General features: G+C 63.5%; 22 protein-coding genes and 1 pseudogene. 14 read left to right on the plus strand and 9 right to left on the minus strand.

Features of this window, described 5'->3' with window-relative positions:
• The first annotated feature begins 91 nt into the window (after nt 1-91).
• The 7 genes from AB5Y70_RS02040 to malZ all read left to right on the plus strand — a co-directional run bounded on the left by AB5Y70_RS02040 (nt 92) and on the right by malZ (nt 7,163).
• A complete protein-coding gene (locus AB5Y70_RS02040; protein ID WP_043153437.1) occupies nt 92-538 on the plus strand; it encodes a DUF962 domain-containing protein in 447 nt (148 codons plus the stop codon).
• A 21-nt stretch (nt 539-559) separates the two neighbouring features.
• The gene (locus AB5Y70_RS02045) at nt 560-1,039 is read left to right on the plus strand and encodes a CreA family protein (RefSeq protein WP_041214236.1); all 480 of its coding nucleotides are present in this window, start codon (nt 560-562) and stop codon (nt 1,037-1,039) included.
• 77 nt (nt 1,040-1,116) lie between these two features.
• Nucleotides 1,117-2,106, plus strand: a complete 990-nt coding sequence (locus AB5Y70_RS02050; RefSeq protein WP_042864752.1) for a 2-hydroxyacid dehydrogenase — start codon at nt 1,117-1,119, stop codon at nt 2,104-2,106.
• Nucleotides 2,107-2,210: 104 nt separating this feature from the next.
• On the plus strand, nt 2,211-3,572 hold the full coding sequence (yegD, locus tag AB5Y70_RS02055) for a molecular chaperone (protein WP_049636070.1): 1,362 nt from the start codon (nt 2,211-2,213) through the stop codon (nt 3,570-3,572).
• 178 nt (nt 3,573-3,750) lie between these two features.
• A complete protein-coding gene (locus AB5Y70_RS02060; protein WP_010676067.1) occupies nt 3,751-4,170 on the plus strand; it encodes an META domain-containing protein in 420 nt (139 codons plus the stop codon).
• 69 nt (nt 4,171-4,239) lie between these two features.
• On the plus strand, nt 4,240-5,088 hold the full coding sequence (locus tag AB5Y70_RS02065; RefSeq protein ID WP_039039670.1) for an HDOD domain-containing protein: 849 nt from the start codon (nt 4,240-4,242) through the stop codon (nt 5,086-5,088).
• Between the two features lie 245 nt (nt 5,089-5,333).
• Entirely contained in the window at nt 5,334-7,163 is a 1,830-nt protein-coding gene (malZ, locus tag AB5Y70_RS02070) for a maltodextrin glucosidase (protein WP_029314873.1), read from the plus strand.
• A gap of 154 nt (nt 7,164-7,317) precedes the next feature.
• On the opposite strand, the gene AB5Y70_RS02075 is transcribed toward malZ, so the two are convergent.
• Both AB5Y70_RS02075 and AB5Y70_RS02080 read right to left on the minus strand, forming a co-directional pair.
• Nucleotides 7,318-7,851, minus strand: a complete 534-nt coding sequence (locus AB5Y70_RS02075) for an ATP--cob(I)alamin adenosyltransferase (RefSeq protein ID WP_042016441.1) — start codon at nt 7,849-7,851, stop codon at nt 7,318-7,320.
• A 94-nt stretch (nt 7,852-7,945) separates the two neighbouring features.
• On the minus strand, nt 7,946-9,067 hold the full coding sequence (locus AB5Y70_RS02080; protein ID WP_049636071.1) for a DUF5610 domain-containing protein: 1,122 nt from the start codon (nt 9,065-9,067) through the stop codon (nt 7,946-7,948).
• Nucleotides 9,068-9,236: 169 nt separating this feature from the next.
• Here AB5Y70_RS02080 and trmA point away from each other — a divergent pair, with 169 nt between their 5' ends.
• The 5 genes and pseudogenes from trmA to AB5Y70_RS02105 all read left to right on the plus strand — a co-directional run bounded on the left by trmA (nt 9,237) and on the right by AB5Y70_RS02105 (nt 13,132).
• A complete protein-coding gene (trmA, locus tag AB5Y70_RS02085; protein WP_041214233.1) occupies nt 9,237-10,370 on the plus strand; it encodes a tRNA (uridine(54)-C5)-methyltransferase TrmA in 1,134 nt (377 codons plus the stop codon).
• Nucleotides 10,371-10,633: 263 nt separating this feature from the next.
• Complete coding sequence (gene rstA, locus AB5Y70_RS02090) at nt 10,634-11,341, plus strand: two-component system response regulator RstA (RefSeq protein WP_010676073.1); 708 nt, start codon at nt 10,634-10,636, stop codon at nt 11,339-11,341.
• A 25-nt stretch (nt 11,342-11,366) separates the two neighbouring features.
• Nucleotides 11,367-11,456, plus strand: a pseudogene (locus AB5Y70_RS02095) (two-component system response regulator RstA); the annotation flags it as partial.
• 113 nt (nt 11,457-11,569) lie between these two features.
• The gene (rstB, locus tag AB5Y70_RS02100) at nt 11,570-12,895 is read left to right on the plus strand and encodes a two-component system sensor histidine kinase RstB (protein ID WP_049636072.1); all 1,326 of its coding nucleotides are present in this window, start codon (nt 11,570-11,572) and stop codon (nt 12,893-12,895) included.
• Nucleotides 12,896-12,949: 54 nt separating this feature from the next.
• The gene (locus tag AB5Y70_RS02105; RefSeq protein WP_010676075.1) at nt 12,950-13,132 is read left to right on the plus strand and encodes a hypothetical protein; all 183 of its coding nucleotides are present in this window, start codon (nt 12,950-12,952) and stop codon (nt 13,130-13,132) included.
• A gap of 73 nt (nt 13,133-13,205) precedes the next feature.
• On the opposite strand, the gene AB5Y70_RS02110 is transcribed toward AB5Y70_RS02105, so the two are convergent.
• The 3 genes from AB5Y70_RS02110 to rpmE form a co-directional block, all read right to left on the minus strand.
• Nucleotides 13,206-14,462, minus strand: coding sequence for a malic enzyme-like NAD(P)-binding protein (locus AB5Y70_RS02110; protein WP_049636073.1), 1,257 nt, complete (start codon nt 14,460-14,462; stop codon nt 13,206-13,208).
• Between the two features lie 179 nt (nt 14,463-14,641).
• Complete coding sequence (locus AB5Y70_RS02115) at nt 14,642-16,075, minus strand: DUF2867 domain-containing protein (protein WP_049636074.1); 1,434 nt, start codon at nt 16,073-16,075, stop codon at nt 14,642-14,644.
• Nucleotides 16,076-16,191: 116 nt separating this feature from the next.
• Entirely contained in the window at nt 16,192-16,407 is a 216-nt protein-coding gene (gene rpmE, locus AB5Y70_RS02120) for a 50S ribosomal protein L31 (RefSeq protein WP_010676078.1), read from the minus strand.
• 147 nt (nt 16,408-16,554) lie between these two features.
• On the opposite strand from rpmE, the gene priA reads away from it, so the two are divergent.
• On the plus strand, nt 16,555-18,762 hold the full coding sequence (priA, locus tag AB5Y70_RS02125; protein WP_080988560.1) for a primosomal protein N': 2,208 nt from the start codon (nt 16,555-16,557) through the stop codon (nt 18,760-18,762).
• Between the two features lie 273 nt (nt 18,763-19,035).
• Entirely contained in the window at nt 19,036-19,878 is an 843-nt protein-coding gene (locus tag AB5Y70_RS02130) for a hypothetical protein (protein ID WP_125117530.1), read from the plus strand.
• Nucleotides 19,879-19,933: 55 nt separating this feature from the next.
• Here the strand turns inward: AB5Y70_RS02130 and ompA are convergent, their stop codons facing one another.
• From ompA to AB5Y70_RS02150, 4 genes are all read right to left on the minus strand, one after another.
• Complete coding sequence (gene ompA / locus AB5Y70_RS02135) at nt 19,934-21,064, minus strand: porin OmpA (protein WP_049636075.1); 1,131 nt, start codon at nt 21,062-21,064, stop codon at nt 19,934-19,936.
• Between the two features lie 248 nt (nt 21,065-21,312).
• Nucleotides 21,313-22,845, minus strand: coding sequence for a threonine ammonia-lyase, biosynthetic (gene ilvA / locus AB5Y70_RS02140; RefSeq protein ID WP_049636076.1), 1,533 nt, complete (start codon nt 22,843-22,845; stop codon nt 21,313-21,315).
• A 64-nt stretch (nt 22,846-22,909) separates the two neighbouring features.
• On the minus strand, nt 22,910-24,751 hold the full coding sequence (ilvD, locus tag AB5Y70_RS02145) for a dihydroxy-acid dehydratase (protein WP_368175913.1): 1,842 nt from the start codon (nt 24,749-24,751) through the stop codon (nt 22,910-22,912).
• A 146-nt stretch (nt 24,752-24,897) separates the two neighbouring features.
• Nucleotides 24,898-25,842, minus strand: coding sequence for a branched-chain amino acid transaminase (locus AB5Y70_RS02150; protein WP_368175914.1), 945 nt, complete (start codon nt 25,840-25,842; stop codon nt 24,898-24,900).
• Between the last annotated feature and the right edge of the window lie 7 nt (nt 25,843-25,849).

Below are 25,849 nucleotides of genomic sequence, written 5' to 3' on the forward strand. Positions count from 1 at the left end.
CGCGGGTCATCCCATCCGGTGGGCGCAGCCCGCCGCAGACGCACAGGAACGCGAGGTCGCCCGGCCTCAATACGCGCACCAGGGAGGTGCCATGAAACGACTGGATGACTGGTTTCGCGACTACGGCCAGAGCCATCAACACCCCGTCAATGTGGCCATCCACAAGGTGGCGGTGCCAGGCATCTACCTCTGCATCCTGGCACTGCTCTGGTGCCTGCCCGCTGGTCCCCTGCCAGCGTCCCTCAACTGGGCGGAGCTGGCGGCCATCCCGGTGCTGGTCTTCTACCTGCGGCTGTCGTTGACGATCTTTACGGGGATGACGGCCCTGACCGCCCTGGGGCTGGCCTTCTGCCACGTCTGGCAGGGGCCGCTGCTGTGGCCTGCCCTTATCGGGTTCGTGCTGTTCTGGATAGCCCAGTTCGTCGGTCACCATATCGAGGGGAAACGCCCCTCCTTTCTCACCGACCTGCAATTTCTGCTGGTAGGCCCCGCCTGGGTGCTGGCCAGCCTCTATCGTCGTTTGGGCATCCCTTTCTGAGGGAGGCCAACAGGAGAGACCATGAGACATCTTCAGACCCTTGCTCGCACCCTGCCCCTGCTGCTGGGGGCACTGATGGCCGGCCCGGTGCTGGCCGACAAGGCCGATCCCGTCGGCGAGGTGAGCACCGCCTTCAAGCTGCTCGGCCCCAACCACAAGATCCTGGTGGAGGCGTTCGACGACCCTAAAATCGCCGGTGTCGCCTGCTATCTGGCCCGCCCCAAGACCGGCGGCGTCAAGGGCGGACTCGGGCTGGCGGAAGATCCCTCCCACGCCTCCCTCTCATGCCACCAGATCGGCCCCATCACCCTGCCCGCCAAGCTGAAGGCGGGGGAAGAGGTGTTCGACGTCAGCACCTCGCTGGTGTTCAAGGAGCAGAAGGTGGTGCGTTTTTACGACGAGAAGCGCAATGCCCTTGTCTATCTGACTTACAGCACCAAGTTGGTGGATGGTTCGTACAAGAGTGCAGTGAGTGCCGTCCCCATCATGCCCTGGGGTTGAAACAGCACCACTTATCCCGTGATGACGGCCACTATTTGTTGTAATTTAACCACATCATTATCTACGGAGAGCGCACCATGAGAGTCGCCGTTTTCAGTACCAAGAGCTACGACAAGGAACATTTCCACCAGGCCAACGCCCAGTACGGTTTCGATCTGGAGTTCTTCGACGTGCGGCTGGAGGCCAAGACGGCCCGTCTCGCCCACGGCTTCCCCGTGGTCTGCCTGTTCGTCAACGATGATGCCGACCGCGAAGTGCTGACCGAGCTGGCGCAGTACGGCACCAGGGTCATCGCCCTGCGCTGCGCCGGTTACAACAACGTGGATCTGGCCGCCGCCAAGGAGCTGGGACTCAAGGTGGTGCGGGTGCCTGCCTACTCCCCCGAGGCCGTTGCCGAACATGCGGTGGGCCTGATGATGACCCTCAACCGCCGCATCCATAAGGCGTATCAGCGCACCCGGGACGCCAACTTCTCCCTGGAGGGGCTGGTGGGCTTCAACATGCATGGCCGTACCGCCGGCATCATAGGCACCGGCAAGATCGGCATCGCCACCTTGCGCATCCTCAAGGGGTTCGGCATGCGCCTGCTGGTGAGCGACCCCTATCCGAACCAGGCGGCCATCGATCTGGGCGCCGAGTACGTGGATCTCGACACCCTGTTCCGTCAGTCCGATGTCATCAGCCTGCACTGCCCCCTGTTCAAGGAGAACTATCACCTGCTGAACAAGGAGGCCTTCGCCAAGATGAAGGACGGGGTGATGATCATCAACACCAGCCGGGGCGGCCTGCTCGACTCCAACGCCGCCATCGAGGCCCTCAAGACTGCCCGCATCGGCGCCCTGGGGCTGGACGTCTATGAGGAGGAGGAAGACCTCTTCTTCGAGGACAAGTCCAACGAGGTGATCACCGACGACGTCTTCCGCCGCCTGTCTGCCTGTCACAACGTGCTGTTCACCGGTCACCAGGCCTTCCTGACCCGGGAGGCGCTGCACGCCATCGCCGACACCACCCTCAGCAACATCCAGGCCATCGAGAGCCAGGGCCGCTCAGACAACGAAGTGGAGTGATCCCTGAGACGTTGTCGCCACGCCATTGATCCCGCCGCCGGGTTGTGAGACCCGGCGGCATCGGGTAGGCTACCAGCCCTTTTTTGTACAGGAGTCTGGCCAGCATGTTCATCGGATTTGATTACGGTACCTCCAACTGTGCCGTCGCCGTGATGGAACAGGGCAGCCCCAGGCTGCTGACCCTCTCCGGTTCCCATTACCTTCCCTCCACCCTGCACGCCCCCCACCGGGACGCCATCGCCGGCCTCCTGGCCGAAGGCCTGGCCCCCGTCCAGCAGAGCGAATACCTCAAGCTGCGCGGTCCCGTGGTGACCCGGGCCCAGGCGGTGCGCCGCCAGATGCGCGAAGAGGGACTCATCGACGAGCTGAGCTTCGGCGGTGCGGCGCTGGCGCGCTATCTGGAAGAGCCGGACGAGGGCTACTACATCAAGTCCCCCAAATCCTTTCTCGGGGCCTATGGCCTCAAGGCTCCCCAAATCGCCCTGTTCGAGGACATTGTCTGCGCCATGATGTTGCACGTGCGCCGGGAGGCGGAGCAGCAGACGGGCAGCACCATCCGCCAGGCGGTGATCGGCCGACCGGTCAACTTCCAGGGACTGGCGGGGGAAGAGAGCAACCGCCAGGCCATCGCCATCCTGAGGGAGGCGGCACGCCTCGCCGGGTTCGAGCGGGTGAAGTTCCTCTATGAGCCGGTGGCCGCCGGCTTCGAGTTCGAAGCGCGCCTCACCGAGGATGCGGTGGTGCTGGTGGTGGATATCGGGGGCGGGACCACCGACTGCTCCGTACTGCGCATGGGCCCGAGCCACCGTGACCAGCTGGATCGCAGCGGCGATCTGCTCGGTCACAGCGGCCAGCGCATCGGGGGCAACGACTTCGACATCCGCCTGACCGTGGAGGGCATGATGCCGCTGCTCGGCATGCACGAGACCCTCAAGACCGGCAAGCCACTGCCCCATCCCCTGTTCTGGGACGCCGCCGCCATCAATGACGTCAGTGCCCAGAGCCGTTTCTACAGCCTGGATACCGCACGTCAGTTGCAGGATCTCCAGCTCGACAGCCAGCCGGGCAGCAAGCTCCCGCGCCTCGCCAGCCTGCGGGCCCACAAGCTGAGCCATCAACTGGTGTGGCGCGCCGAGCAGGGCAAAATCGCCCTCTCCGACCACGAGCATAATCACCAGACCCTGAACGAGCTGGAAAAAGGGCTGGAGGCGGCACTCACCCGCCCCCAGCTGGCCAGTGCTTCCGCCCCCTTGCTGGAGAAGATTGGCGAGCTGATGGACGAGGCTATCCTGGCGGCAGGCGTGCAGCCTGACCGGGTCTTCGTCACCGGCGGCAGTGCCCGCTCCCCCCTCATCAAGGCCTTCATCCAGCAGAAACTGCCCAAGGTACCGCTGGAGGGGGGTGATGACTTCGGTTCGGTGGCCTCGGGCCTCGCCCGCTATGCCGAGCGCCTGTTTGCGGACTGAGACGGCCAGGGGAGCCATGGGCAACCGGTAGACAGGTTCGCTCGGGGCGGGTGTTGCCATTTGCCGACACCCCCTCTTCCCCCGGGGCGACAGAAGCGGTCGGGCTCCTCCCCCCTCGCCCTGCCGCCTGGGCCCGGGGACAGGTATGCTTGTCATACCCACCACCGGAGCCCCTTCAATGCCCAGATACCTGCTACTGTTGCTCGCCCTGCTTCTGCTCAGCGCCTGCAGCAGTGCTCCCCGCTTTGCCTCGCAAGACCTGCAACACCATCACTGGGTGCTCGATCGGCTGGATGGCCAGGCCATCGCCAGCCGCCGCAGCAATCCCCCCGACATCGAGATCGGTGAGCACTTCACCGTCAACGGCATCGCCGGTTGCAACCGCTACTTCGGCCAGGGTCACCTCAAGGGGAACAAGCTCTGGGTCACCAGCCTCGGCAGCACCGCCATGGCCTGTCCCCCCGAACTCGATCTGATAGAGCAGGCCGTGCTCGCCACACTGACGGAGGGGGCCACACTGAGCGGTTCCACCCAGACCCTGATCCTCCAGGGAAAACGGCACCGTTTGGAATACAGACTGCAAGACTGGGTGTACTAGGGCTCACAAAACCGCTCGCCAGCAGGAACAACTGGCCAGGCTGTGGCACAATATGAGGCATTGTTAGCAATGGAGGCTGCCTCAGCCATGTCGATGGATCGCCTGTTTGGCAAGATCAAGCAACTGCCCACAATTCCGAAACTGCTGCACGAGCTGATGCAGAGTTTCAACGACGAGAATGCCCGCATCGACGAGATCGCGGCCAAGATCGCCATGGACCAGGTGATCAGCGTCAAGGTACTGCGGATGGCCAACTCCGCCGCCCTGCGCCGTGGCAATGAAATCACCTCCATCGAACAGGCGGTGATCCGCCTCGGTTTCAACCGCCTGCGCTCCGTGGTGGTCGCCTCCGGCATCATCAGCAGCTTCAAGGCCCCCCCCGGCTTTGACAAGCTCCACTTCTGGACCCAGACCTTCCAGGTCGCCACCATTGCCCGCACCCTGGCACAGCAGACCACCTCGGTGGATCCCGAGACCGCCTTCACCTGCGCCCTCATTCACAACATTGGCGAGCTGCTGATCCAGAGCACCCTGCCGGAAGAGGCGGGGCTCATCAATCTGGCCATCGAGAAAGGCAGCAGCCGGGTCGATGCCCAGCGGGAGATGCTGGGTTACGACTATGCCCAGCTCGGCGCAGAGCTGGCGCGGCGCTGGAACCTGTCGCCCGCCTTCGTGGATGCCATCGCCCAGCAGCTCGACCCCCTCTCCCACGATCCGGTCAGCAAGGAGGCCGTGCTCATCCGGCTCGCCGTCTTCGTCTCCTTCGCCTGGCAGGCCGGCGTACCGGCCCAGGCCATCATCGCCCGTTTCCCCAGAACCCTGGCTGACCAGCTGGGGCTGGATCCCGCCAGCCTGGCGGATCAGCTGGAGCAGCTGCACGAACAGGGCAACGCCCTGGCCGATTTGCTGACCCAGTAGATGTACAACGGCCGATCAGCAGGAGCCGGATCCCCGTCTCATTCTGGCGGAACAGCTCGAACACCTGCACGAGCAGGGCAACGCCCTTGCCGATTTGCTGACCCAATAGCGTCACGGCAGACCGCCCAGCCAAGCCGGAAGCACCGTCTCATTCTGGCCGGTCGTCACATACACACGCCCATGGACGGGATAAGATGGCCTGCGCCCATCCCCCATTCCTGAGCCTCTCTGACACAGTAGATACCATGACCCATCCCTTCCTGTTTCACCCCCAGGCGGCACCCTGGTTCAAAGAGAGTGCCGACACCCTGCAGCTCACCCTGTTCAGCGAGCTGGACGCCCCCATCCGCGAGGTGTGGCTGCGCCACGAGCCGGACAACGAGGAGTATCTGGTCGCCATGACGCCGGTCGCCACCCGGGACAGGCTTCAGGTCTGGCAGGTCGAACTGCCGCTGGCCAGGGGGCAGGAGATCCACCTCTACTGCTTCAAGTGCCTCACCGACGAGGAGCAGTGGTGGCTGCACGGGGCAGGCGTCAGTGCCGCCATGCCGCCGCGGGAGCAGCATTTCCGCTTCAACAGCCATCACCAGCCCCCGGCCTGGGTGCAGGATCAGGTGTTCTACCAGATCTTCCCCGACCGATTCTGCAACGGCGACCCGTCGCTGAGCGTCAAGCATCACGAGTACGAGTACAGGGGCAAGGCGGTCATCAGCAAGGCCTGGGGCGAGCCGGTCAGCCGCCACGAAGAGGGGCACGGCGCCTGTGAATTCTACGGCGGGGATCTGGCGGGCATCGACGCCAAGCTGCACTACCTGCAATCCCTGGGGGTGACGGCGCTCTACCTCAACCCCATCTTCGATTCGCCGAGCAACCACAAGTACGACACCCAGGACTACTTCAAGGTGGATGCGCACCTCGGTACCAATGCCCAGTTTGCCGAGCTGACCCGCAACCTGCACCAGCGCGGCATGAGGATCATCCTGGATGCGGTGGTCAACCACACCTCCACCGAGCACCCCTGGTTCTGCCCACCGCTGGGCGCCCAGAGCAACCCGGACTCCCCCTGGCGCAGCTTCTACACCTTCGATCAGGAAGGGGATTATGTTAGCTGGAAAGGGATCCGCAGCCTGCCCAAGCTGGATTTCTCAAGTGAACAGGTGCAGGACGCCGTTTATCGGGCAGACAACGCCATTCTGCGCTACTGGATGCGCGCCCCCTACCAGATCGATGGCTGGCGCTTTGACGTCATCCACATGCTGGGGGAGCGAGGCACTGCCGAGGGCAATCGCGGCCACGTGCGCGCCATTCGCGGTGCGGTGAAGCAGGAGAATCCGGACGCCTACGTCCTCGGCGAGCACTTCTTCGAGGCGAGCCAGTGGCTGCAGGGGGATCAGGAGGACGGCGCCATGAACTACTACGGCTTCGCCCACCCCATCCGCGCCTTCCTGGCGGGGCAGGACATCGCCTATCACCCCATCAAGATCAGCGCCACCGAGCTGGATCACTGGCTCAAGCTGGCGCGGGCCCATATTCCGTTCAAGAACCAGCTGGCCCAGTTCAACCTGCTTGACAGCCACGACACCGCCCGCTTCCTGCACCTGCTGGGGGAAGACAAGCAGCGGATGCGACTCGCCGCCACCCTGCTCATCACCTACATCGGCGTGCCCTCCATCTACTACGGCGACGAGGTGGGGCTCTCCGGCGGCAACGACCCGGACTGCCGCCGCTGCTTCCCCTGGGATACCACCGACTGGGATCACGTGCTGCACGACCACTATCGCCGCCTGATCCAGCTGCGCCGCCAGCGCCCGGCCCTGCGTCGGGGAGACATCCAGACCCTCTACGCCGGCCCTCACAGCTATGTGTTCGCCCGTACCCTGCAAAGCGATCAGGTGGTGGTCGCCTGCAACCGCCACCCCACGGAGCCGCGCACCATCAGCCTGCCCCTGTGGCAGACCGCCAGCCCCGCCAGCCGCTTCACCGATGCCTTCAACGGCGACAAGTTCGAGGTAGTGCAGGGGGAGGTGCAGCTCACCATCCCGGCCAACTCGGCCAGGGTACTGCTGTCGAGCTAGGGATCGCGGCAATAGAAAACCGGCGCTCGGGGCGCCGGTTTTTTTATGCCTGCATCCCCCGAAGTGACGGATGCTGCCTCATCGCTGTTTTTCGATCCAATAACCCTACGCCGCCATGTGTGATGCGACGAATACATCAAACATCATCTCTTCATCAGTAGTTGATGCTGACATAGGGGACTTCGGTCACATCCCACGCCTGCTTGAGGTAGACGGTGAGCACGAAGAAGAAGTTGGCCAGCAGGTTGGCGAAGCGATAGAGGATAGGATCGAAGCGCACGCCGCTCTCTTCCAGGCGTACCAGCAGACGCACCACCTTCTTGCTGCCACAGCGGCACAGGTGCAGGGTGGGAATGGGCTGGGGCCCCTGGGGCAGCACGAAGCCGGTCACTCGGCCGCGACTCGCCTCGTTGTAGTGATCGTACCGTCCCTTCAGCCAGTCCAGATCCTCCTCGAAGATGCCGAGCCGTCCCCGCACCGAGCCGTTGAGGTTGTAGATGAGCCGCTGCAGGGTCGCCAGATCCGCCATCACGGGCCGGGTATCCTCATCCGGCATCAGATGAGAGAGCACGGCCCCCACCTGGCAGCAGAGCTCGTCGGTGGCGATCTCGTAGTCGCACTGGAACTGGGTTTCGAAGATGAAGGGGTAGCAGAGCTCGCGCTTGTCTCTTGGCTTCTTGGGGTTCATGGCATCGCCGGGCTGGGGAAAAGGGCAGTGTGCCAGCCCGGGGACGGGCTGGCAAACACCCCGCCCCCGCCGGCATCACGGGGGCGTCGCCAGACTAGCCGGTCGCCATCTGCTGGCCAAGCAGCCTCATGGCTTCCAGCATCCGCTGGTTGAAGCCCATGAAGCCTGCCCCCTGGGTCGCCCCGTCCTGACCCCGCGCCGCCAGCACGGTGGGCGTCAGCGCCTCTTGCTGGGAAGGGGGCAGCAGGGCGTCGGCCTGCTGCTGCAACCGGCTGAGCCTCGGCAGGTAGTCCGCCAGGGGCTTGAGGCTCTCCTGCAGGGAACTGGCCCCCTGGTAGGTCTGACTCAACTTGGCCGATTGCTTGAGCTTGAGGGAGTAGGAGACCAGCTGGCTGTCATCCAGTTGCAGCCCGTTCAGCCCGTCAGCCAGAGTCTTGCCGTCGCCCCCCTTGAAGAACTGCCCGGCCAGCTCGTCCAGCCCCTTGACCAGGGTGCCGATGGCATCCATCTCGGCACTGTCGAGATCCCCCTCCAGGGAGAAGTCGAAGCTCTGGCTCGACTTGAGGCTGAACTGGCTGCCGCCCCCATCGCTCTGGGACTTGAACTGCCAGCTGTCGCTGAAGCGCAACATCACCTTGTCCCCATCCCGGGTCTCGATCTCGAGGAGGGCCTGCTGGCGGCTGGCCATCCTGGCATCCCCCAGATCCGTCGTCGACACCTTGCCGAAGAACTCCTTCTCGAACTCGTCTAGCCCCTTCTGGATCAGCTTGTAGCTCTGATCCATGCCGGTCTTGATGTCCTCGTTGTCCGCCCAGTCACCGAGCTGCTTCCTGGCGTCACCGAAGCCCTTGTCCACCCCCTTGCGGGCCTGCTCCATCATCTTGGTCAGGTCGTCGTCGGACTTGCCGTCCGCACGGGCCGCGCCTATCCGCCCGGTGACGAACTGCAGCACGTTGTCCGCCACCGACTGGAAATCGAACAGGGTCTCCGGGGTGATCTCCTGGGGTTCCTGCACCTTGGGTGCCTTGTAGCCCTGGCCGTTGATCTCCAGCGCAAATTGCAGCGCCTGCTGGATCAGCACCTGGGCCCATTTCGGGGGCTTGTTCAGGGAGACCTCATCCCCCTTGTCCGCCGTTTTCGACTCCGTCTGTTGAGGCGATTTGGGAGCAATGCCCACTCCCTTGGGTTGGGCTGCGCCCATGCCATCAATTTGCATCATTACTCTCCCGCCTATAGTGGTGGATCGGTTATCGGCCCGACTGGCCACTTCTTGACCACAAAAAACTTGGACAATCCGCAACGGCCTTTTAAAATCCCCACCCTTTGGTTGGCTGCGGCCTTCCCCCGGTCTTTCCCCGGCTCAGCCCGGTGCATGCGAGGTATCCATGACTCAATCCCAGCCATCTTCCGCCGACGCCCAGGGCAGACGGACTCCTGCCGACTACCAGGCCCAGCTCGACGAGAAGCGCGATCGCCTCACCCAGCTGTTCGCCCCCTTCAATCCGCCCGCGCTGGAGCTGCACGCCTCTCCCGCCCAGCACTACCGGATGCGCGCCGAGTTCCGCATCTGGCACGAGGGGGACGACCTCTTCCACTGCATGTATGCACCGGCCACCAAGGAGATTATCCGGGTCGACAGCTTCCCCACCGCCAGCCTGCTCATCAACCGGCTGATGCCTGTGCTGCTGGCCGGGCTGCGCCCGCACCCCGTGCTGCGCAAGAAGCTGTTCCAGATCGACTATCTCTCCACCCAGTCCGGCCAGATCTGCGTCAGCCTGCTCTACCACCGCAAGCTGGAAGCCGAGTGGCAGCAGGCCGCCGAGGCGCTGCAGGCCGACCTGCGTGCCAAGGGGTTCGAGCTGCAACTGATTGGCCGCGCCCACAAGCAGAAGATCTGCCTGGGGGATGACTTCGTCATCGAACGCCTGACCGTGCAGGGGCGCGAGCTGGTCTACAAGCAGGTGGAAAACAGCTTCACCCAGCCCAACGCCGCCATCAACGAACAGATGCTGGGCTGGGCCCTGGACGTGACCAAGGGGAGCGAGGGGGACCTGCTGGAGCTCTACTGCGGCAACGGCAACTTCTCCATCGCTCTGGCGCAGAACTTTCGCAAGGTGCTGGCCACCGAGATCGCCAAGCCGAGCGTGGACTCCGCCCAGTTCAACATCGCCGCCAACGGTGTCGACAACCTGATCATCCTGCGCATGTCGGCGGAGGAGTTCACCATGGCGATGCGCGGCGAGCGGGAGTTCAACCGCCTCAAGGGGGTCGATCTCGGCGCCTACCAGTGCAACACCATCTTCGTCGACCCGCCCCGGGCCGGTCTGGACGACGCCACCGTCAAGCTGGTGCAGGATTACGACAATATCCTCTACATCTCCTGCAACCCCGAGACCCTGCAGGCCAACATGGCCGTGCTCGGTGAAACCCACGAGATCGCCCGCTTCGCCCTGTTCGACCAGTTCCCCTGGACCCACCACATGGAAGCCGGGGTGTACCTGAAGCGCAAGGGCGGCTGATCCGGGCGGTTCCCCGGCTGCTCCATGGCAGCCGGAGCCGCTTTGGCCACTGAAGGGCGCGGATCCTGCCTCATCGCGCTGCCCCGACCCGCCATGGGACAAGTGGGGCGGCCCGATGCCAACCGCTTCATCCTGCCCCCCCATCCCCCCGGGAGAAGGGGCAAAAACCCCCGCATTGATTAGTTATCCCGGTGCAGAGCGCGGACGCAGCCGTTATGCTGGCGACACGCCCACTCACGCCATGACCGGGGAATCACGCCACCATGCCACGCGTTCTGTTTGTTGAAGACGATCCCGAGATAGGCCAGCTCATCAGCAGCTGGCTCGGTCGCCACGACATCGAGGTGCTGCTGGAGACCCGGGGTGACCGGGCACTCGACAGGGCCCTGGCCGAGCAGCCGGATCTGGTGCTGCTCGACATCATGCTGCCGGGGCAGGATGGCCTCTCCCTGTGCCGGGATCTGCGCCCGCGCTTTGCCGGCCCCATCGTCATGCTCACCTCTCTCGACAGCGACATGAACCAGATCCTGAGCCTGGAGCTGGGGGCCAACGACTACATTCTCAAGACCACGCCCCCCCCGGTGCTGCTGGCCCGGCTACGAGTCCAGTTCCGCCAGCAGGGGCAGAGCCAGCAGGCCGTGGTCCCCGCCGCCCCGCCCCAGCGCCTGCAGTTCGGCCGCCTCCAGATAGACGGCCCGGGTCGGGACGTGCGCCTCGATGGGGAGAGCATTCCCCTCTCCACCGCCGATTTCGACCTCCTGTGGGAGCTGGCCTGCCACGCGGGCCAGATCCTGGGGCGGGAGGCGCTGTTTCGCAGCCTGCGGGGGCGCGACTACGACGGCCAGGATCGCAGCATGGACGTGGCCATCTCCCGTCTGCGCCGCCGGCTCGGGGATGACAGCAACAACCCGACCCGCATCAAGACGGTGCGCCAAAAGGGTTATCTACTCGTACCCCAGGCTTGGGAATGAGCTGGTGTCTCACACGCCTGCACACCAGAAGCCAGGGAATGACAGCAACAACTCGATCTGGATCAAGACGGTGCGCCAGAAGGGTTACCTGCTGGTGCCCCAGGCCTGGGAATAAGCCCCGCCGAATGACCTTGATGCACTCAGCCTTCTCCCCTTGCGGGAGAAGGGTTGGGGATGAGGGGCAACAAGGCAATGTCCAGACGCAATCCAGGCAAGAGGAGATCCCCCATGCGACGCCTGTTTATCCAGTTCTATCTGTTGCTGATAGGCTGCTTCACCCTCGCCATTCTGCTCATCGGGCTGGTCTATCAGGTCAGTGCAGAGCGGGCGGGGGACCGTTATCTGGAGCGGATGATGCAAGGCTCCCTCGGCCTGCTCACTGGCGAGCTGGCCCGGCTGCCGCCGGAACACTGGGCCACCCGCACCGGCGAGCAGAGCCGCCAGCTCAATCTGCCGCTGCAGATCGGCGTCCTCGCCAACCAGCCCCTGGCCAGCGAGGATCAGGCCTTCCTCGAGGCGGGAAACATCGTCATCGTCGAGGAGGATGACACCTTCCTGCAGCGCATCCCGAACACCGACAAGGTGCTGATCGTCGGCCCCGTCCCCTACCTCTCCTACCTGCACGAGCTGCACTGGGTGGACGTGGGGCTGCTGCTGCTCATCGGCCTTTCCCTCGGCCTGCCCATCCTGCTCTGGCTTCGCCCACACTGGCGCGGCCTGCAACAGCTCGAACAGACCGCCCGCCGGGTCGGCGACGGGGATCTCTCCTGTCGCACCGGTTTGCCGCCCGGCAGCAGCCTGGGCCGGGTCGGCCGCACCTTCGACCAGATGGCGGAGCAGTTGCAGGCCATGCTGGCCAGTCGCAAGCAGTTGACCGACGCCATCGCCCACGAGCTGCGCTCCCCCCTGGTGCGGCTGCGCTATCGCCTCGCCATGCTGGCCGAGCCTCCCTCACCCGAGGAGCAGCAGGGACTGGAGCGGGACCTCGGCGCCCTCGATGCCCTCATTGAGGAGATGCTGACCTATGCCAGGCTCGATCGCCCCGAACTGCCGCTGCAATGCAGCGATCTAGAGCTCGGCAGCTGGGCCGGCAGCCGCCTGGCCGACTGGCAGGCCCTGCGACCGGACAAGCAGCTCGACTTCGTGCGCCCGGCCATGGCTCTGCCCTGGCGCGGCGACACCCGATTGCTGGACCGGGCGCTGGAAAACCTCATCGGCAACGCCCTGCGCCATGCCACCAGCCAGGCAAGCCTCTGCATAGCGCGACAGGGGGACGACTATCTGCTGGAGGTGGCCGACGATGGCCCCGGCATCGATCCCGCGCTGGCCCCGCAAATCTTCGAGCCCTTCGTGCGCCTGGATCAGAGCCGGGACAGACGCACCGGCGGCGCCGGGTTGGGGCTGGCCATCGTGCGCAGCATCGCCCACCACCACGGCGGCGAGGTACAACTGCTGCCAAGCAGCAGCGGTGCCCGTTTCTGCCTGACTCTGCCCGTACATTTGGATACAAACCGTCACCAGTCGCTCACTGAACCGCAGGTCGAACAGCCCTAGGATGAAGTCATGGAGAAACGCTCCATGTCATCAAACCGAACGAGGAACTGGAATATGAACAAGCTGATCCCCCTGACTCTGGCCGCTGTCTTCGCCCTGACCTCCGGCTTCACCATGGCCGCCACCCCGACCAAGGCCGCCGCTCCCCACGCCACCCAGACCAAGGTCGTGAAAAAACATCACAAGGCAGCCCACGCCAAGGCGCCGGCCGTCAAGGTTGCCCCCAAGACCAAGTAAGCCGCCCGCTTCCGCCATGAAAAAGGGGCCCCCTACAGGGGCCCCTTCTGTTTTTTTGCGCGCTTGCCGTGACTCAACCCAGCATGTAATCCCCTGGCAGTTCGATGCGGGCCACCCCGGAGGCAACCGCCGCCAGCGCCACGGCACGGGCAACCCGCGGCAGCAGGCGGGCATCCATGGGCTTGGGAATGACGTAATCCTTGCCGAAGGCGAGTTCACTCACGCCAGCGGCGGTCAGCACCTCGGCGGGCACCGGCTCCTTGGCCAGAGCCCGGATAGCCTCCACTGCCGCGATCTTCATGGCATCGTTGATGCGGCTGGCACGGGCGTCGAGGGCGCCGCGGAAGATGAAGGGGAAGCAGAGCACGTTGTTGATCTGGTTCGGGTAGTCCGAGCGGCCGGTACCCATGATGAGATCCCCGCGCACTGCGTGAGCCAGGGCAGGCTTGATCTCGGGGTCCGGGTTGGAACAGGCGAAGATCACCGGGTTGGGGGCCATCAGGGCCACCGCCTCGGCAGGCAGTACGTCCGGGCCGGAGACGCCGACGAAGACGTCAGCCCCGTCGATGACATCCATCAGGGTGCGCAGGGGGGTGTCGTTGGCGAAACGCTGCTTGTACTGGTTGAGATCGGTGCGGCCGCTGTGGATCACACCCTGGCGGTCCAGCATGAAGATGTTGTGCGGCGCAGCCCCGCACTTGATCAGCAGATCCATGCAGGCGGTGGCGGCGGCGCCGGCGCCCATGCAGACGATGCGGCTGGTGCCAATCTCCTTGCCCTGCACTTCCAGCGCGTTGAGCAGCCCGGCGGCGGTGACGATGGCGGTACCGTGCTGGTCATCGTGGAACACCGGGATGTCGCAGCGAGCGATCAGCGCCTCTTCAATTTCGAAGCACTCGGGGGCCTTGATGTCTTCCAGGTTGATGCCGCCGAAGGTGTCGGCGATGGCGGCCACCGTATCGATGAACTGGGCGCTGGTCTCGTGCTTCACCTCGATGTCGATGGCGTCGATGCCGGCAAAGCGCTTGAACAGCAGGGCCTTGCCCTCCATCACCGGCTTGGAGGCCAGCGGGCCCAGATTGCCCAGCCCCAGGATGGCGGTGCCGTTGGAGATGACGGCCACCAGGTTGCCCTTGCCGGTGTAACGGTAGGCATCGGCCGGATTGGCGGCGATCTCGCGTACCGGTTCGGCAACGCCCGGGCTGTAGGCCAGCGCCAGATCGCGAGCGGTCTCGGCGGGCTTGGTGAGGGCGATGGCGATTTTGCCCGGAACGGGTTGGGCGTGGTAGTCGAGTGCCTGTTGGCGGAGATCGTGCTGCTGATCGGACATGGGGGACCCCGATACGGAAATGAATGAGTGATGCGTTGGCTCGCCAGCGGGCGAGGGCTGAGGATCATAAAGAAATCCCCCGCCCTTTCACAGCATAAAATATCGCTGGATAGCAATGACAGGCTAATCAGTAGCATGTCATGCCACCCGAAACTACCCAATTAGTTATAGATTCGATTTCAATCCATGACTGGAATGCCGGCTTTTGCCTCTGCCTGCCGGGCGATGGCCTCCGTCATCCCCTGGAAGATGAAGAGGTGAAACGGCAGCATGGCAAGCCAGTAGGCCAGCCCCCAGGCCCCCTGCGGATGCCAGTGGGCCGTCACCCTAAGCCGGGTCAGGCCGGACTCCAGGGGCTGGATGTTGAACTCCAGCCGACCGACGCCGGGGGCCTTCATGTTGAACAGCAGATCCAGCCTGCGTCCTTCATCCACCCCGAGGATCTGCCAGGAGTCCAGCATGTCCCCCTTCACGAAGCGATCCGGGTTGGTGCGTCCCCGGGTCCGGGCCGGGCCGCCGATCAGGTGATCCATCCATTCGCGCACCACCCACAGCTCGTTCATGTAGAAGTAGCGCTGCTCACCCCCCAGTTGCTGCAACACCTGCCACACCACCTCGGGGGCGGCGAGGCAATCCGCCTCCCCGCTGGCGGTGCGGTCGTAGAAGCCATACTCGGGATGACGCCAGCGCAGACCAAGGGGCGTCTCCTCCCCGTGCTGCTCGGCACCGAGCCTCTGCTCCAGCGCCAGGCTCTCCGCCAGCGCCTCATCGAAGCTGAGCAGATGCTGGGGCAGCAGGGCGCGCAAGGGGCCGTCATCCGCCGGGATGTCGTGCTTGAGCCCCCCCACCAGCGCCTTGGCGATGGGCTGGGGAACCGAGGTGGCGAACTGCAGCCACCAGGCGGAGAGCCGGGGGCTCAAAAAGGGGATCGGAATGATGGGGCAGCGTTTGCCGATATGGGCGGCGAATTTCTGGAGCTGCTGCTGGTAGCTGAGCAGCTCGGGGCCCGCCGCATTGAAGATCTCGCCATCCACCCCGTCGGCTTCCACCAGCCCGCCCAGATAGTGCAAGAGGTTGGAGAGGGCGATGGGGGGCGTGCGGGAGCGCACCCACTTGGGCGTCACCATCATGGGCAGGTTGTACACCAGATCCCGCATCACCTCGAACGCCGCCGAGCCGGGGCCTATGATGATGCCGGCACGCAACTCTACCGTGGGCACCCCTGCGCTGCGAAACAGCTCGCCACAGTAGCGCCGGGAGTTGAGGTGGCGACTGTTGCAGGGCTCGGGCTGGATGGCCCCGAGATAGACGATGCGGCGCACCCCGGCAGCACGGGCGGCGGCGGCGAAGTTCTTCACTCCCTGCTGCTCCAGCCGGTGAAAACCGGCCCCCGCCCCCATGGCGTGTACCAGATAGAAGACGGTGTCGACCCCCGCCAGCGCAGGGGGCAGGGTGGCCGGCTTGAGGCTGTCGGCGAGGCGAAACGCCACCCCCTCCGGCAGACGGCAGGGACGACGGGCCCCGGCGATGACCCTGTACCCCAGACCCTGCAGATGGGGCACCAGGTAGGATCCTATGTACCCGGCAGCTCCCATCACCAGACATGTGCGCATCGGCTCTTCTCCCTTGGTTGAGCCAACACCATAGGGCAAAGCGGTGAATTACAGAATGGCGGCCAATAAAAAAGGCACCCGATGGGCGCCTTTTTCAGAATTCTTCAGAAGCAAGATTACTTCTTGGAGGTCAAGCCACCGAAACGCTTGTTGAACTTGTCTACGCGGCCGCCGCTAGAAACTTCTTTCTGCTTGCCGGTGTAGAACGGGTGGCACTCGGAGCACACGTCCAGGTTCAGATCTTTACCGATGGTAGAGAAGGTGTTGATGACGTTACCGCAAGAGCACTTGGCGGTGATGGCTACGTAGTCAGGATGGATACCAGCTTTCATGGACAACCTCAATTATCAGGCCGTGTCGCCATCCGATCTCTTGTCGGACACCACACGATTGTTGAACACAGTTTCAAAGGCTGCGAATAATATAGGAAACGCCTGAGATCAGGCAAGTGGCTTCGCAGAAAAAATAGGCAACCCCTGGTGAATTCTTCCCAAACGCTGGATCTGGTTCGTGTGGCTGTGCCGGTGCCGTTACGCCGTCATTTCGACTATCTCTCTCCCCTGCCCTTGCCTGCCCCCGGTTGCCGGGTCGAGATCCCGTTCGGCCCGCAGACCCTGGTCGGTCTGGTGGTGGATCACCCGACCGAGAGCCTGGTCCCCCGCAACAAATTAAAGCCCTTGAAGAGGGTGCTCGACAGCGCCCCCGTGCTGGGGCCCGACATTCTGGCGCTGATGGCCTGGAGCGCCGGTTACTACCAGCACCCGCTGGGGGAGGTACTGCCCCACGCCCTGCCGGTGCTGGTGCGCAAGGGGGAGCCCGCCGCCTATCGGGAGCTGGAGTTCTGGTTTGCCACCGATGCGGGCATGGCCATCGACCTCAACGAGCTCAAGCGGGCGGCCAAGCAGCAGCAGGCCCTCGCCTTGCTGCGCAAGGGGCCGCAGACCCCCTCCGCCCTCAAACAGGAGGAGATCCAGAGCGCAGCCCTCACCGCGCTGGAGAAGAAGGGACTGCTGGAGAAGCGCTCGCTGGAGCCGAGCCATGATGGCGATTGGGCCACCCGCTTCGAGCCGGGTGAGGGGCTGCGCCTCAACGGCGAGCAGGCGCTGGCGGTGGCCGCCGTCACCAGCCAGAGCAACAAGTTCGGAGCCTTCCTGCTGGACGGCATCACGGGCTCCGGCAAGACCGAGGTTTACCTCAGCATCCTCGAGCCCCTGCTCAAGGCGGGCAAGCAGGCGCTGGTGATGGTGCCGGAAATCGGCCTCACCCCCCAGACCATCAACCGCTTTCGCCGCCGCTTCAACGTGCCCGTGGTGGCGATGAACTCCGCCATGAACGACAGGGAGCGGCTCGATGCCTGGCTCGCCTGCCGTGACGGTGGTGCCGCCATTCTGATCGGCACCCGATCCGCGGTGTTCACGCCGTTCAAGGACCTCGGCATCATCATCATCGACGAGGAGCACGACGGCTCCTTCAAGCAACAGGACGGCTTTCGCTACCACGCCCGGGATCTGGCGGTGATGCGGGCCCATCGCGCCGGCATTCCCATCCTGCTTGGATCTGCCACCCCGTCGCTGGAGACATTGCACAACGCCCGTAGCGGCAAGTATCACCACCTCAGCCTGACCCGGCGCGCCGGCAACGCCCAGACCGCTCGCCAGGTGATCCTGGATATCAAGAACGTGCGACTGCAGGCGGGGCTCTCCCCCCAGCTGGAGCAGCTGATGGCCGAACACCTGGCGGCGGGCAACCAGGTGATGCTGTTTCTCAACCGCCGGGGCTATGCGCCGGCACTCATCTGCCACCAGTGCGGCTGGAGTGCCGCCTGCGAGCGCTGTGACGCCTGGTACACCTGGCACCAGGCCGGGCGGCGGCTGCACTGCCACCACTGCGACAGCGTGCGCCCGCTGCCCCACCACTGTCCCGAGTGTGGCAGCAGCGAGCTCATCGGCTCCGGGGTCGGCACCGAACAGCTGGAGCAACTGCTTGGCACCGTGTTCCCCCAATATCCGGTGGTGCGCATCGACCGGGACAACACCCGCCGCAAGGGGGAGCTGGAGACGCACCTCGGCGACATCAAGGCGGGCAAGTACAAGATCCTGATCGGCACCCAGATGCTGGCCAAGGGCCACCACTTCCCGGACGTGACGCTAGTGGGCCTGCTGGATGTGGATGGCGCCCTGTTCAGCGCCGATTTTCGCGCTGCCGAGAAACTGGCCCAGCTCTACACCCAGGTGGCGGGCCGTGCCGGTCGCGCCAGCAAGCCCGGGCTGGTGGTGTTGCAGAGCCACCATCCCGAGCATGCCCTGCTGCAGGATCTGACCCAGAACGGTTACGGCCACTTCGCCGACACGGCGCTGAAAGAGCGCCGCCTGCTGGGGCTGCCACCGTTCAGCCATCAGGGACTGTTCCGGGCCGAGGCCAACGGCCGCGACGAGGTGCAGCTGTTCCTCAGTCGTCTCGCCGATACCCTGCGCAGCGCTCGCTATCCCCAGGTGCTGGTGTTGGGGCCCATCAGCGGCTTCATGGAGCGCAAGGCGGGCAAGTTTCGCATGCAGCTGCTGGTACAGGGGCCCAGCCGGGCGCCACTGGCCCAGTTGCTCGACTGGGCGGTGAAGGAGCTGGAGGGGTGGCCCGAGACCAAGCGGGTGCGCTGGAGTCTGGATATCGACCCCACGGAACTGAACTAGCGCGGCTCATGTTATCTCCCAGATAGATAGTGCTAACAGATGTGTAATATAGGAACACAAGGTGAATACATGGCTGTAGCTATATTTTAGTTATTTAAAAATCATGCATCAGCATTTAAAAAAATATAATTGGCATAAGAATGCAATATATTTCGCCTATTATCACCCATAACACAAAGATAACCACACGAGACCTGTCCGAATGGGGGGTTAAACAACCGATGCTTATAGCAATATAATCATGGAAGGATAAAAATAAACTTGGAGTCAAGATTGAAAATTAAAAAAGCATCATTGATACCTGTTTTGTTAACTATAAATGCCTATGCCATACCTATGGACATTTATCTTCAAGAAGATAGCCAATTAGATGGAGTGGTTGAGAACGCCAGCTTAGAAAATATCTCATTATCTAGGGAGCAATCCATATTTTCAGGAGCGGCAAACGAGAGCATATATGTAGGTGAATATCTTCACAATGATGCCATAATTAAATTTACCAAAGGTAATGCACAAGACACAACATATTATATTGGACATAAGACATCCGGTTCAGAGTATCAAGGTACCTGGTATCAAGCTGGTGGCGCCGCTGGTGACTTTACCCTAAGTACAGACTCCAATACTGCACCAGATTGCTCTGGTGCCAGTGAAACAGGCTGGCATAGTGGGATATATTGCAACATGGATGTAGATGGTGGAAATTGGCAACTCGTGGCAGTAAGAATGCCATCGACTGCTAGAATAGCTGTTAAAAGCATCTCCTCTCTTACCTTTAGTCAATATTTATCCCCGGAACAATGGGAGCCTCTGATGAACCGATCTTCAGAAATATTGTTCTATCAGCCAGATACTAAACAGTGGGGAACAATGACAGTAGCTGCTGCAAGTAATAACGAACTATGCAGCCCATTAAATTCTGACCTCAGCAAAGACGTCTTAGTCCATGCTGAGGTAAAAGGGTGCAATATCACTGGACTTGACTACACCCTGGTTGGTCATAGGGATGCCTATCGTCAGGCTTGGTTGGATAAACGAGGCCCTAAAATATGGGAAAGAACCTCCGCATGGAACCCATCGACTAGCAGTGCCCAATTAATGGTATTTGTTCGGTAGTTATCTTTAAGAGCCCCGTTATGGGGCTCTTAAGTGTTCCTTTAAGATATGATCATTATTCTGACTGTACACTCACCCCGGTCAGGCGCACCTCGACCCGGCGATCCGGGGCCAGGCAGGCGATCATCTGCGCCTTGGCGCCATCCGGGCAGCTGCCCCCGGTCACGGGCGAAGACTCTCCCCGCCCTTCGGCACGCACCTTGTCGGCAAACAATCCCTTGGCGATGAGATAATCCGCCACCGTGCGGGCACGCTGTTCGGAGAGGGACTGGTTGTAGGCCTCCGAGCCGATGCGGTCGGTATGACCGATCACCGTCGCCACCCCGTCTTTCGGATTGGCCGCCAGGATCTGGGCAAACAGGTTGTCGAGGGCCTGGCTGGCGGCCGGCTTCAGGGTCGCCTTGTTGAATTCGAACAGCACATCGGAATCCAGGCTGAACTGTTTCTCCACCAGCACGGGGGCCGGGGCGGGCGCAGGTTCGGGCGCAGGCGTTGGTGCCACCGGCTCGTCGCCGATCTGGCCGAAGCGATAGAGCATGCCGACCGACAGCAGGCCGTTGTCCATCTCGATGCCTGACTCGTCGAGGGAAGTCTTGCCCAGGGGCGTGGTGTACTGGTATTCGAGGCGGGCGGCCCAATCCTTGTCGATGGCGTATTCGACCCCCAGCGCCCCGACAAAGGCGGCACCATGATATTTGTTGCCCTCATGGGATTCGGAGAGGCTGCTGGTGCCATCGCTGGCCCTGACGTTGAGTGAGCTCTCGGTCCAGGCATAGGCCCCCCCGAGACGGCCGTAGATATCCAGTGCCGAGGTTGCAGGCAGGATGATCTTCATGGTGGCCTGCACCATCTGGGCCTTGGCCTCGCCATCGAGTGCGAAATCAACCCCGTTGCCCGAGTAGTGCTTGTCCACCTGATACTTGCCGAGCCAGTCATAGCCGAGCTCAATCGCCACGTTTCTGTTCACCTGATAACCGGCAAACAGCCCCAGACCGAGATCATCGCTGTTCTCGTTCACCTTGGTCGCATCGAACAGCTCTTCGACCTGGGCGTTGTAATCCACCCCGTAATAATTTGACCAGCCGGCCTTGCCGCCGACATACCAGGTGTTGTCCTGGGCGGCAGCCTGCACCGTCCCTGTTGCCATCAAAGCGCCGATCAGGACGGCGAGCATAGATCTGTTCATGGATGAGCCCCTGCAATGAATTGTTATGACGCGGCTGCGTCTCTCTTCCCTGACGGGGCCCTGAACCCAAGCCCCGCATTCAGATTATCCCATCTGCAACCAGCCTCAAACGACCAGGGACTCAGGAGTGTGATATTGGCGACATTATCAGCCACCGTGCCCCCAATCATGGGGGCCGGCGCGTTGCCCATAAAAAAACGAAGAGCCGGGCTCTTCGTTTTTCATCTGGCAAGGTGATGGCTCCCCGCTCACTGACTGCCCTGGCTCGCCAGGAACAGGCGGTAGGCGGGATCCTCGCTCACCTCTTTCCAGCCGTAGCCAATCTCGTGCAGGTAGTCGTGGAAAGCCGCCACGTCCTCGTCCGGCAGCTCGAAGGCGCAGAGCACCCGTCCGTAGTCGGCGCCGTGGTTGCGGTAGTGGAACAGGCTGATGTTCCAGCGACAGCCCAGGGTCTCGAGGAAGCGCATCAGGGCCCCCGGCTGCTCAGGGAACTTGAAGCTGTAGAGACGCTCACCGAGGGGCCGGGCCGGGCGGCCGCCAATCATGTAGCGCACGTGGTTCTTGGCCAGCTCGCTCTCGGTCATGTTGACCACCGGATAGCCGTTGCCGCCGAGCTGATCGATGATCTGGCCCAGCTCCTCGTCACCGCCGGTGAGGCGCACCGAAACGAACAGCGACGCCTGCTCGGCATCCGCATAGCGGTAGTTGAACTCGGTCACCATGCGCGGCCCCAGCTGACGACAGAAGTCGAGGAAGGCACCTTTGCGCTCGGGGATGGTCACCGCCAGCATGCCCTCGCGCTTCTCACCGATCTCGCAGCGCTCGGAGACGTAGCGCAGGCTGTGGAAGTTCACGTTGGCGCCGGACAGAATGGCCGCCATCCGCCCCCCTTTCACCTGCTCTCGCTCGCTGTACGCTTTGAGGCCTGCCAGGGACAAGGCCCCCGACGGCTCGGCGATGGCGCGGCAGTCATCGAAGATGTCTTTCAGTGCGGCGCAGATCTGGTCGTTGGAGACGGTCACCACCTCGTCCAGATACTGGTTGCACAGGCGGAAGGTCTCCTCGCCGATGCGCTTGACCGCCACCCCGTCTGCAAACAGGGAGACCCGCTCCAGATTGACCGGCTCGCCGGCCGCCAGCGCCGCCTTGAGGCAGGCGGACCCCTCCGCCTCCACCCCGATCACCTTCACATCCGGCAGCAGCAGCTTGATGTAGACCGCCACCCCGGCGGCCAGGCCGCCGCCGCCCACCGGCACGAAGACGTGGGTGAGGTGGGTATCCTGCTCCAGCAGCTCCTTGCCGATGGTGCCCTGGCCCGCGATCACCTCGACGTCGTCGAACGGCGGGATCAGGGTGTAGCCCTCCAACTCGGCGAGTCGGCGGCTCTCGCCGTAGGCCTCATCGAAGCTGTTGCCAAACAGCATGACGTTGCCGCCCTGACGGCGCACCGCGTCGATCTTGATGTCCGGCGTGGTCTTGGGCATCACGATGATCGCCTTGATGCCGAGCTTGGCGGCCGACAGGGCGACCCCCTGGGCGTGGTTGCCGGCAGAGGCGGCGATGACGCCGCGTTCTTTCTGCTCCTGGGTCAGGGTGGCGATCTTGTGGTAGGCGCCGCGCAGCTTGAAGGAGTGAACCGGTTGCAGATCCTCCCGCTTCAGGCTGACGTGATTGCCAAGCCGCTCGGAGAGTTTCTTCAGGGTTTGCAAAGGGGTGACCCGCGCCGCCTCGTAGACGGGGGAGAGCAGTACCTTGCGTAGATAATCCGCCGCAGAGACCATGGTTTATACCCCCGTCTCGTGGCGAAGGGCGCGCAATGCGCCCATATCATGACAGTTCATCCTCTCACTCCCCCAGCAGGGTGCGGTCACGCACCGCGCCCTTGTCGGCGCTGGTGGCGAACATGGCGTAGGCACGCAGGGCAAAGGAGACCTCGCGCTGACGATCGACCGGCTTCCAGCCACGGGCAGAGACGGCGGCGCGGCGAGTGGCCAGCACGCTGTCGGCCACCTCCAGCACCATGCTGCGGGCCGGGATGTCGATGTTGATGATGTCGCCATCCTCCACCAGACCGATAGTGCCGCCAGAGGCCGCCTCCGGGGAGACATGACCGATGGAGAGACCCGAGGTACCGCCGGAGAAGCGACCGTCAGTGATGAGGGCACACGCCTTGCCCAATCCCATGGACTTGAGATAGGTGGTGGGATAGAGCATCTCCTGCATGCCGGGGCCCCCTTTCGGGCCCTCGTAGCGGATCACCACCACTTCACCGGCTTTCACCGTGCCGTCCAGAATGCCGCTCACCGCGCTCTCCTGGCTCTCGAATACCCGGGCCGGGCCGCGGAAGGTGAGGTTCTCCTCGTCCACCCCGGCGGTCTTGACGATGGCCCCGTTGAGGGCGAGGTTGCCAGCGAGGACCGCCAGGCCACCTTCCTGGCTGTAGGCGTGATCGAAGGAGCGGATGCACCCCTCGGCGCGGTCCAGATCCAGCTCGGGCCAGCGGCAATCCTGACTGAACGCCTTGGTGGTACGGATGCCCGCAGGACCTGCACGGTAGAAGTCGTGAACCCCCTTGTCATTGCTGCGGCTGACGTCATATTCGGCCAGCAGCTCCACCAGGGAAGTGCCCAGCACGTTGCGAGCGTCGCCGTGCACCAGGCCCGCCTTCTCCAGCTGGCCCAGGATGGCGACCACGCCGCCGGCGCGGTGCACGTCTTCCATGTGGTATTTCTGGGTGGAGGGCGCCACCTTGCACAGCTGGGGCACCTTGCGGGACATGCGGTCGATGTCGGCCATGGTGAAGTCGACGCCCGCCTCCTGGGCCGCCGCCAGCAGGTGCAGCACGGTGTTGGTGGAGCCGCCCATGGCGATGTCCAGCGCCATGGCGTTCTCGAACGCCGCCTTGGTGGCGATATTGCGCGGCAGGGCGCTCTCGTCATCCTGCTGGTAGTAGCGGTTGGCCAGCGCCACGATGCGCTGACCCGCCAGCTTGAACAGCTGCTCGCGATCGGCGTGGGTCGCCAGCAGGGAGCCGTTGCCCGGCTGGGAGAGGCCCAGGGCCTCGGTCAGGCAGTTCATGGAGTTGGCGGTGAACATACCGGAGCAGGAGCCGCAGGTGGGGCAGGCGCTGCGTTCGATCTGGTCACTCTGGGCATCGGAGACCTTGGGATCGGCACCCTGGATCATGGCGTCCACCAGATCCAGCTTGATGATCTGGTCGGAGAGCTTGGTCTTGCCCGCTTCCATGGGGCCGCCGGAGACGAAGATCACCGGGATGTTGATGCGCAGGGCAGCCATCAGCATCCCCGGGGTGATCTTGTCGCAGTTGGAGATGCAGACCATGGCGTCGGCGCAGTGGGCGTTGACCATGTACTCCACCGAGTCGGCGATGAGTTCGCGGGACGGCAGGGAATAGAGCATGCCGCCGTGGCCCATGGCGATGCCGTCATCCACGGCGATGGTGTTGAACTCCTTGGCGACCCCGCCGGCGGCCTCGATCTCCCGGGCGACCAGCTGGCCGAGATCCTTGAGGTGGACGTGACCCGGCACGAACTGGGTGAAGGAGTTGACCACGGCGATGATGGGCTTGCCGAAATCCTGATCGGTCATGCCGGTGGCACGCCAGAGGGCGCGGGCCCCGGCCATGTTACGTCCGTGGGTGGTGGTGGCGGATCTCAACTTCGGCATTGTCTCTACTCCCTGAATGCCCCTGGGGCGCATTGTCTTTCAACATGAATGTGTGATTCGCGGATCGGGAATCGATCCTGGTGAGGGCACCGCCGGGCGCCCTCACCGGAAGCGACTCGGGGAGGCGTATGGCCTCCCCGCGCTTGTCAGTCCGCCACCGGGGTCAACCAGCCCCACTTGTCCTCGGTCTGGCCGTTGAACAGGCCGAAGAAGGCGTTCTGCAACTGTTCGGTCACCGGACCACGGCAACCGGCGCCCACCTGCATCCGATCCACGGAGCGCACCGGCGTCACCTCGGCCGCGGTGCCGGTCATGAAGATCTCGTCCGCCACATAGAGCGCCTCGCGTGGCAGCGCCTGCTCGCGCACCTCATATCCCAAGTCACGTGCGAGGGTCATGATGGTGTCGCGGGTGATGCCGGGCAGGATGGCGGCGGTGGCGGGCGGGGTGAACAGCACGCCGTTTTTCACCAGGAAGAGGTTCTCCCCCGCCCCTTCGCTCAGGTAGCCGTTCACGTCCAGCGCCAGCCCCTCGGCGAAGCCGTTGCGCTTGGCCTCGCGGCTGATGAGCTGGGAAGAGAGATAGTTGCCCCCCGCCTTGGCACCGGTCGGGATGGTGTTGGGAGCGAGCCGGTTCCAGGAGGTGACGCACACATCCACTCCGTTTTTCAACCCCTCTTCACCGAGGTAGGCGCCCCAGGGCAGGGCCGCGACCATGAGGTCGGCCTTGGCATCCAGCGGCGGATGCAGCCCCAGCCCCACGTTGCCGACAAAGGCCAGCGGGCGCAGGTAGCCGCTCTTCAGGCCGTTCTCGCGCACCACGGTGCGGCAGGCTTCATTCACCTCAGACTCGCTGTAGGGGACGTCCATCCAGTAGATCTTGGCGGAGTCGAACAGGCGGCGGGTGTGCTCCTGCAGGCGGAAGATGCAGGTCCCCTTGGGAGTGTCATAGGCCCGCACCCCCTCGAACACCGAGGAGCCGTAGTGCAGGGCATGGCTCATGACATGCACCTGGGCATCCTGCCAGGGGACCAGCTTGCCGTTGAACCAGATGTATTGGGGGTGGGCGGCGGATTGGGAAGGCTGTGACATTGGCTTG

This window comes from Aeromonas sp. s1(2024), from assembly GCF_040908005.1.
GTDB classification, from domain to species: Bacteria; Pseudomonadota; Gammaproteobacteria; order Enterobacterales; family Aeromonadaceae; genus Aeromonas; species Aeromonas caviae.

Bases quoted from the DNA above. Each gene is read 5' to 3' on its own strand.
- ilvA (WP_049636076.1), bottom strand. From the start codon at position 22,845: ATGGTCTCTGCGGCGGATTATCTACGCAAGGTACTGCTCTCCCCCGTC.
- AB5Y70_RS02075 (WP_042016441.1), bottom strand. From the start codon at position 7,851: ATGAACCCCAAGAAGCCAAGAGACAAGCGCGAGCTCTGCTACCCCTTC.
- AB5Y70_RS02150 (WP_368175914.1), bottom strand. From the start codon at position 25,842: ATGTCACAGCCTTCCCAATCCGCCGCCCACCCCCAATACATCTGGTTC.
- AB5Y70_RS02045 (WP_041214236.1), top strand. From the start codon at position 560: ATGAGACATCTTCAGACCCTTGCTCGCACCCTGCCCCTGCTGCTGGGG.
- rpmE (WP_010676078.1), bottom strand. From the start codon at position 16,407: ATGAAAGCTGGTATCCATCCTGACTACGTAGCCATCACCGCCAAGTGC.
- AB5Y70_RS02060 (WP_010676067.1), top strand. From the start codon at position 3,751: ATGCCCAGATACCTGCTACTGTTGCTCGCCCTGCTTCTGCTCAGCGCC.
- yegD (WP_049636070.1), top strand. From the start codon at position 2,211: ATGTTCATCGGATTTGATTACGGTACCTCCAACTGTGCCGTCGCCGTG.
- AB5Y70_RS02080 (WP_049636071.1), bottom strand. From the start codon at position 9,067: ATGCAAATTGATGGCATGGGCGCAGCCCAACCCAAGGGAGTGGGCATT.
- rstA (WP_010676073.1), top strand. From the start codon at position 10,634: ATGCCACGCGTTCTGTTTGTTGAAGACGATCCCGAGATAGGCCAGCTC.
- AB5Y70_RS02050 (WP_042864752.1), top strand. From the start codon at position 1,117: ATGAGAGTCGCCGTTTTCAGTACCAAGAGCTACGACAAGGAACATTTC.
- ompA (WP_049636075.1), bottom strand. From the start codon at position 21,064: ATGAACAGATCTATGCTCGCCGTCCTGATCGGCGCTTTGATGGCAACA.
- AB5Y70_RS02040 (WP_043153437.1), top strand. From the start codon at position 92: ATGAAACGACTGGATGACTGGTTTCGCGACTACGGCCAGAGCCATCAA.
- ilvD (WP_368175913.1), bottom strand. From the start codon at position 24,751: ATGCCGAAGTTGAGATCCGCCACCACCACCCACGGACGTAACATGGCC.
- AB5Y70_RS02110 (WP_049636073.1), bottom strand. From the start codon at position 14,462: ATGTCCGATCAGCAGCACGATCTCCGCCAACAGGCACTCGACTACCAC.
- AB5Y70_RS02115 (WP_049636074.1), bottom strand. From the start codon at position 16,075: ATGCGCACATGTCTGGTGATGGGAGCTGCCGGGTACATAGGATCCTAC.
- trmA (WP_041214233.1), top strand. From the start codon at position 9,237: ATGACTCAATCCCAGCCATCTTCCGCCGACGCCCAGGGCAGACGGACT.
- rstB (WP_049636072.1), top strand. From the start codon at position 11,570: ATGCGACGCCTGTTTATCCAGTTCTATCTGTTGCTGATAGGCTGCTTC.
- AB5Y70_RS02065 (WP_039039670.1), top strand. From the start codon at position 4,240: ATGGAGGCTGCCTCAGCCATGTCGATGGATCGCCTGTTTGGCAAGATC.
- AB5Y70_RS02105 (WP_010676075.1), top strand. From the start codon at position 12,950: ATGAACAAGCTGATCCCCCTGACTCTGGCCGCTGTCTTCGCCCTGACC.
- malZ (WP_029314873.1), top strand. From the start codon at position 5,334: ATGACCCATCCCTTCCTGTTTCACCCCCAGGCGGCACCCTGGTTCAAA.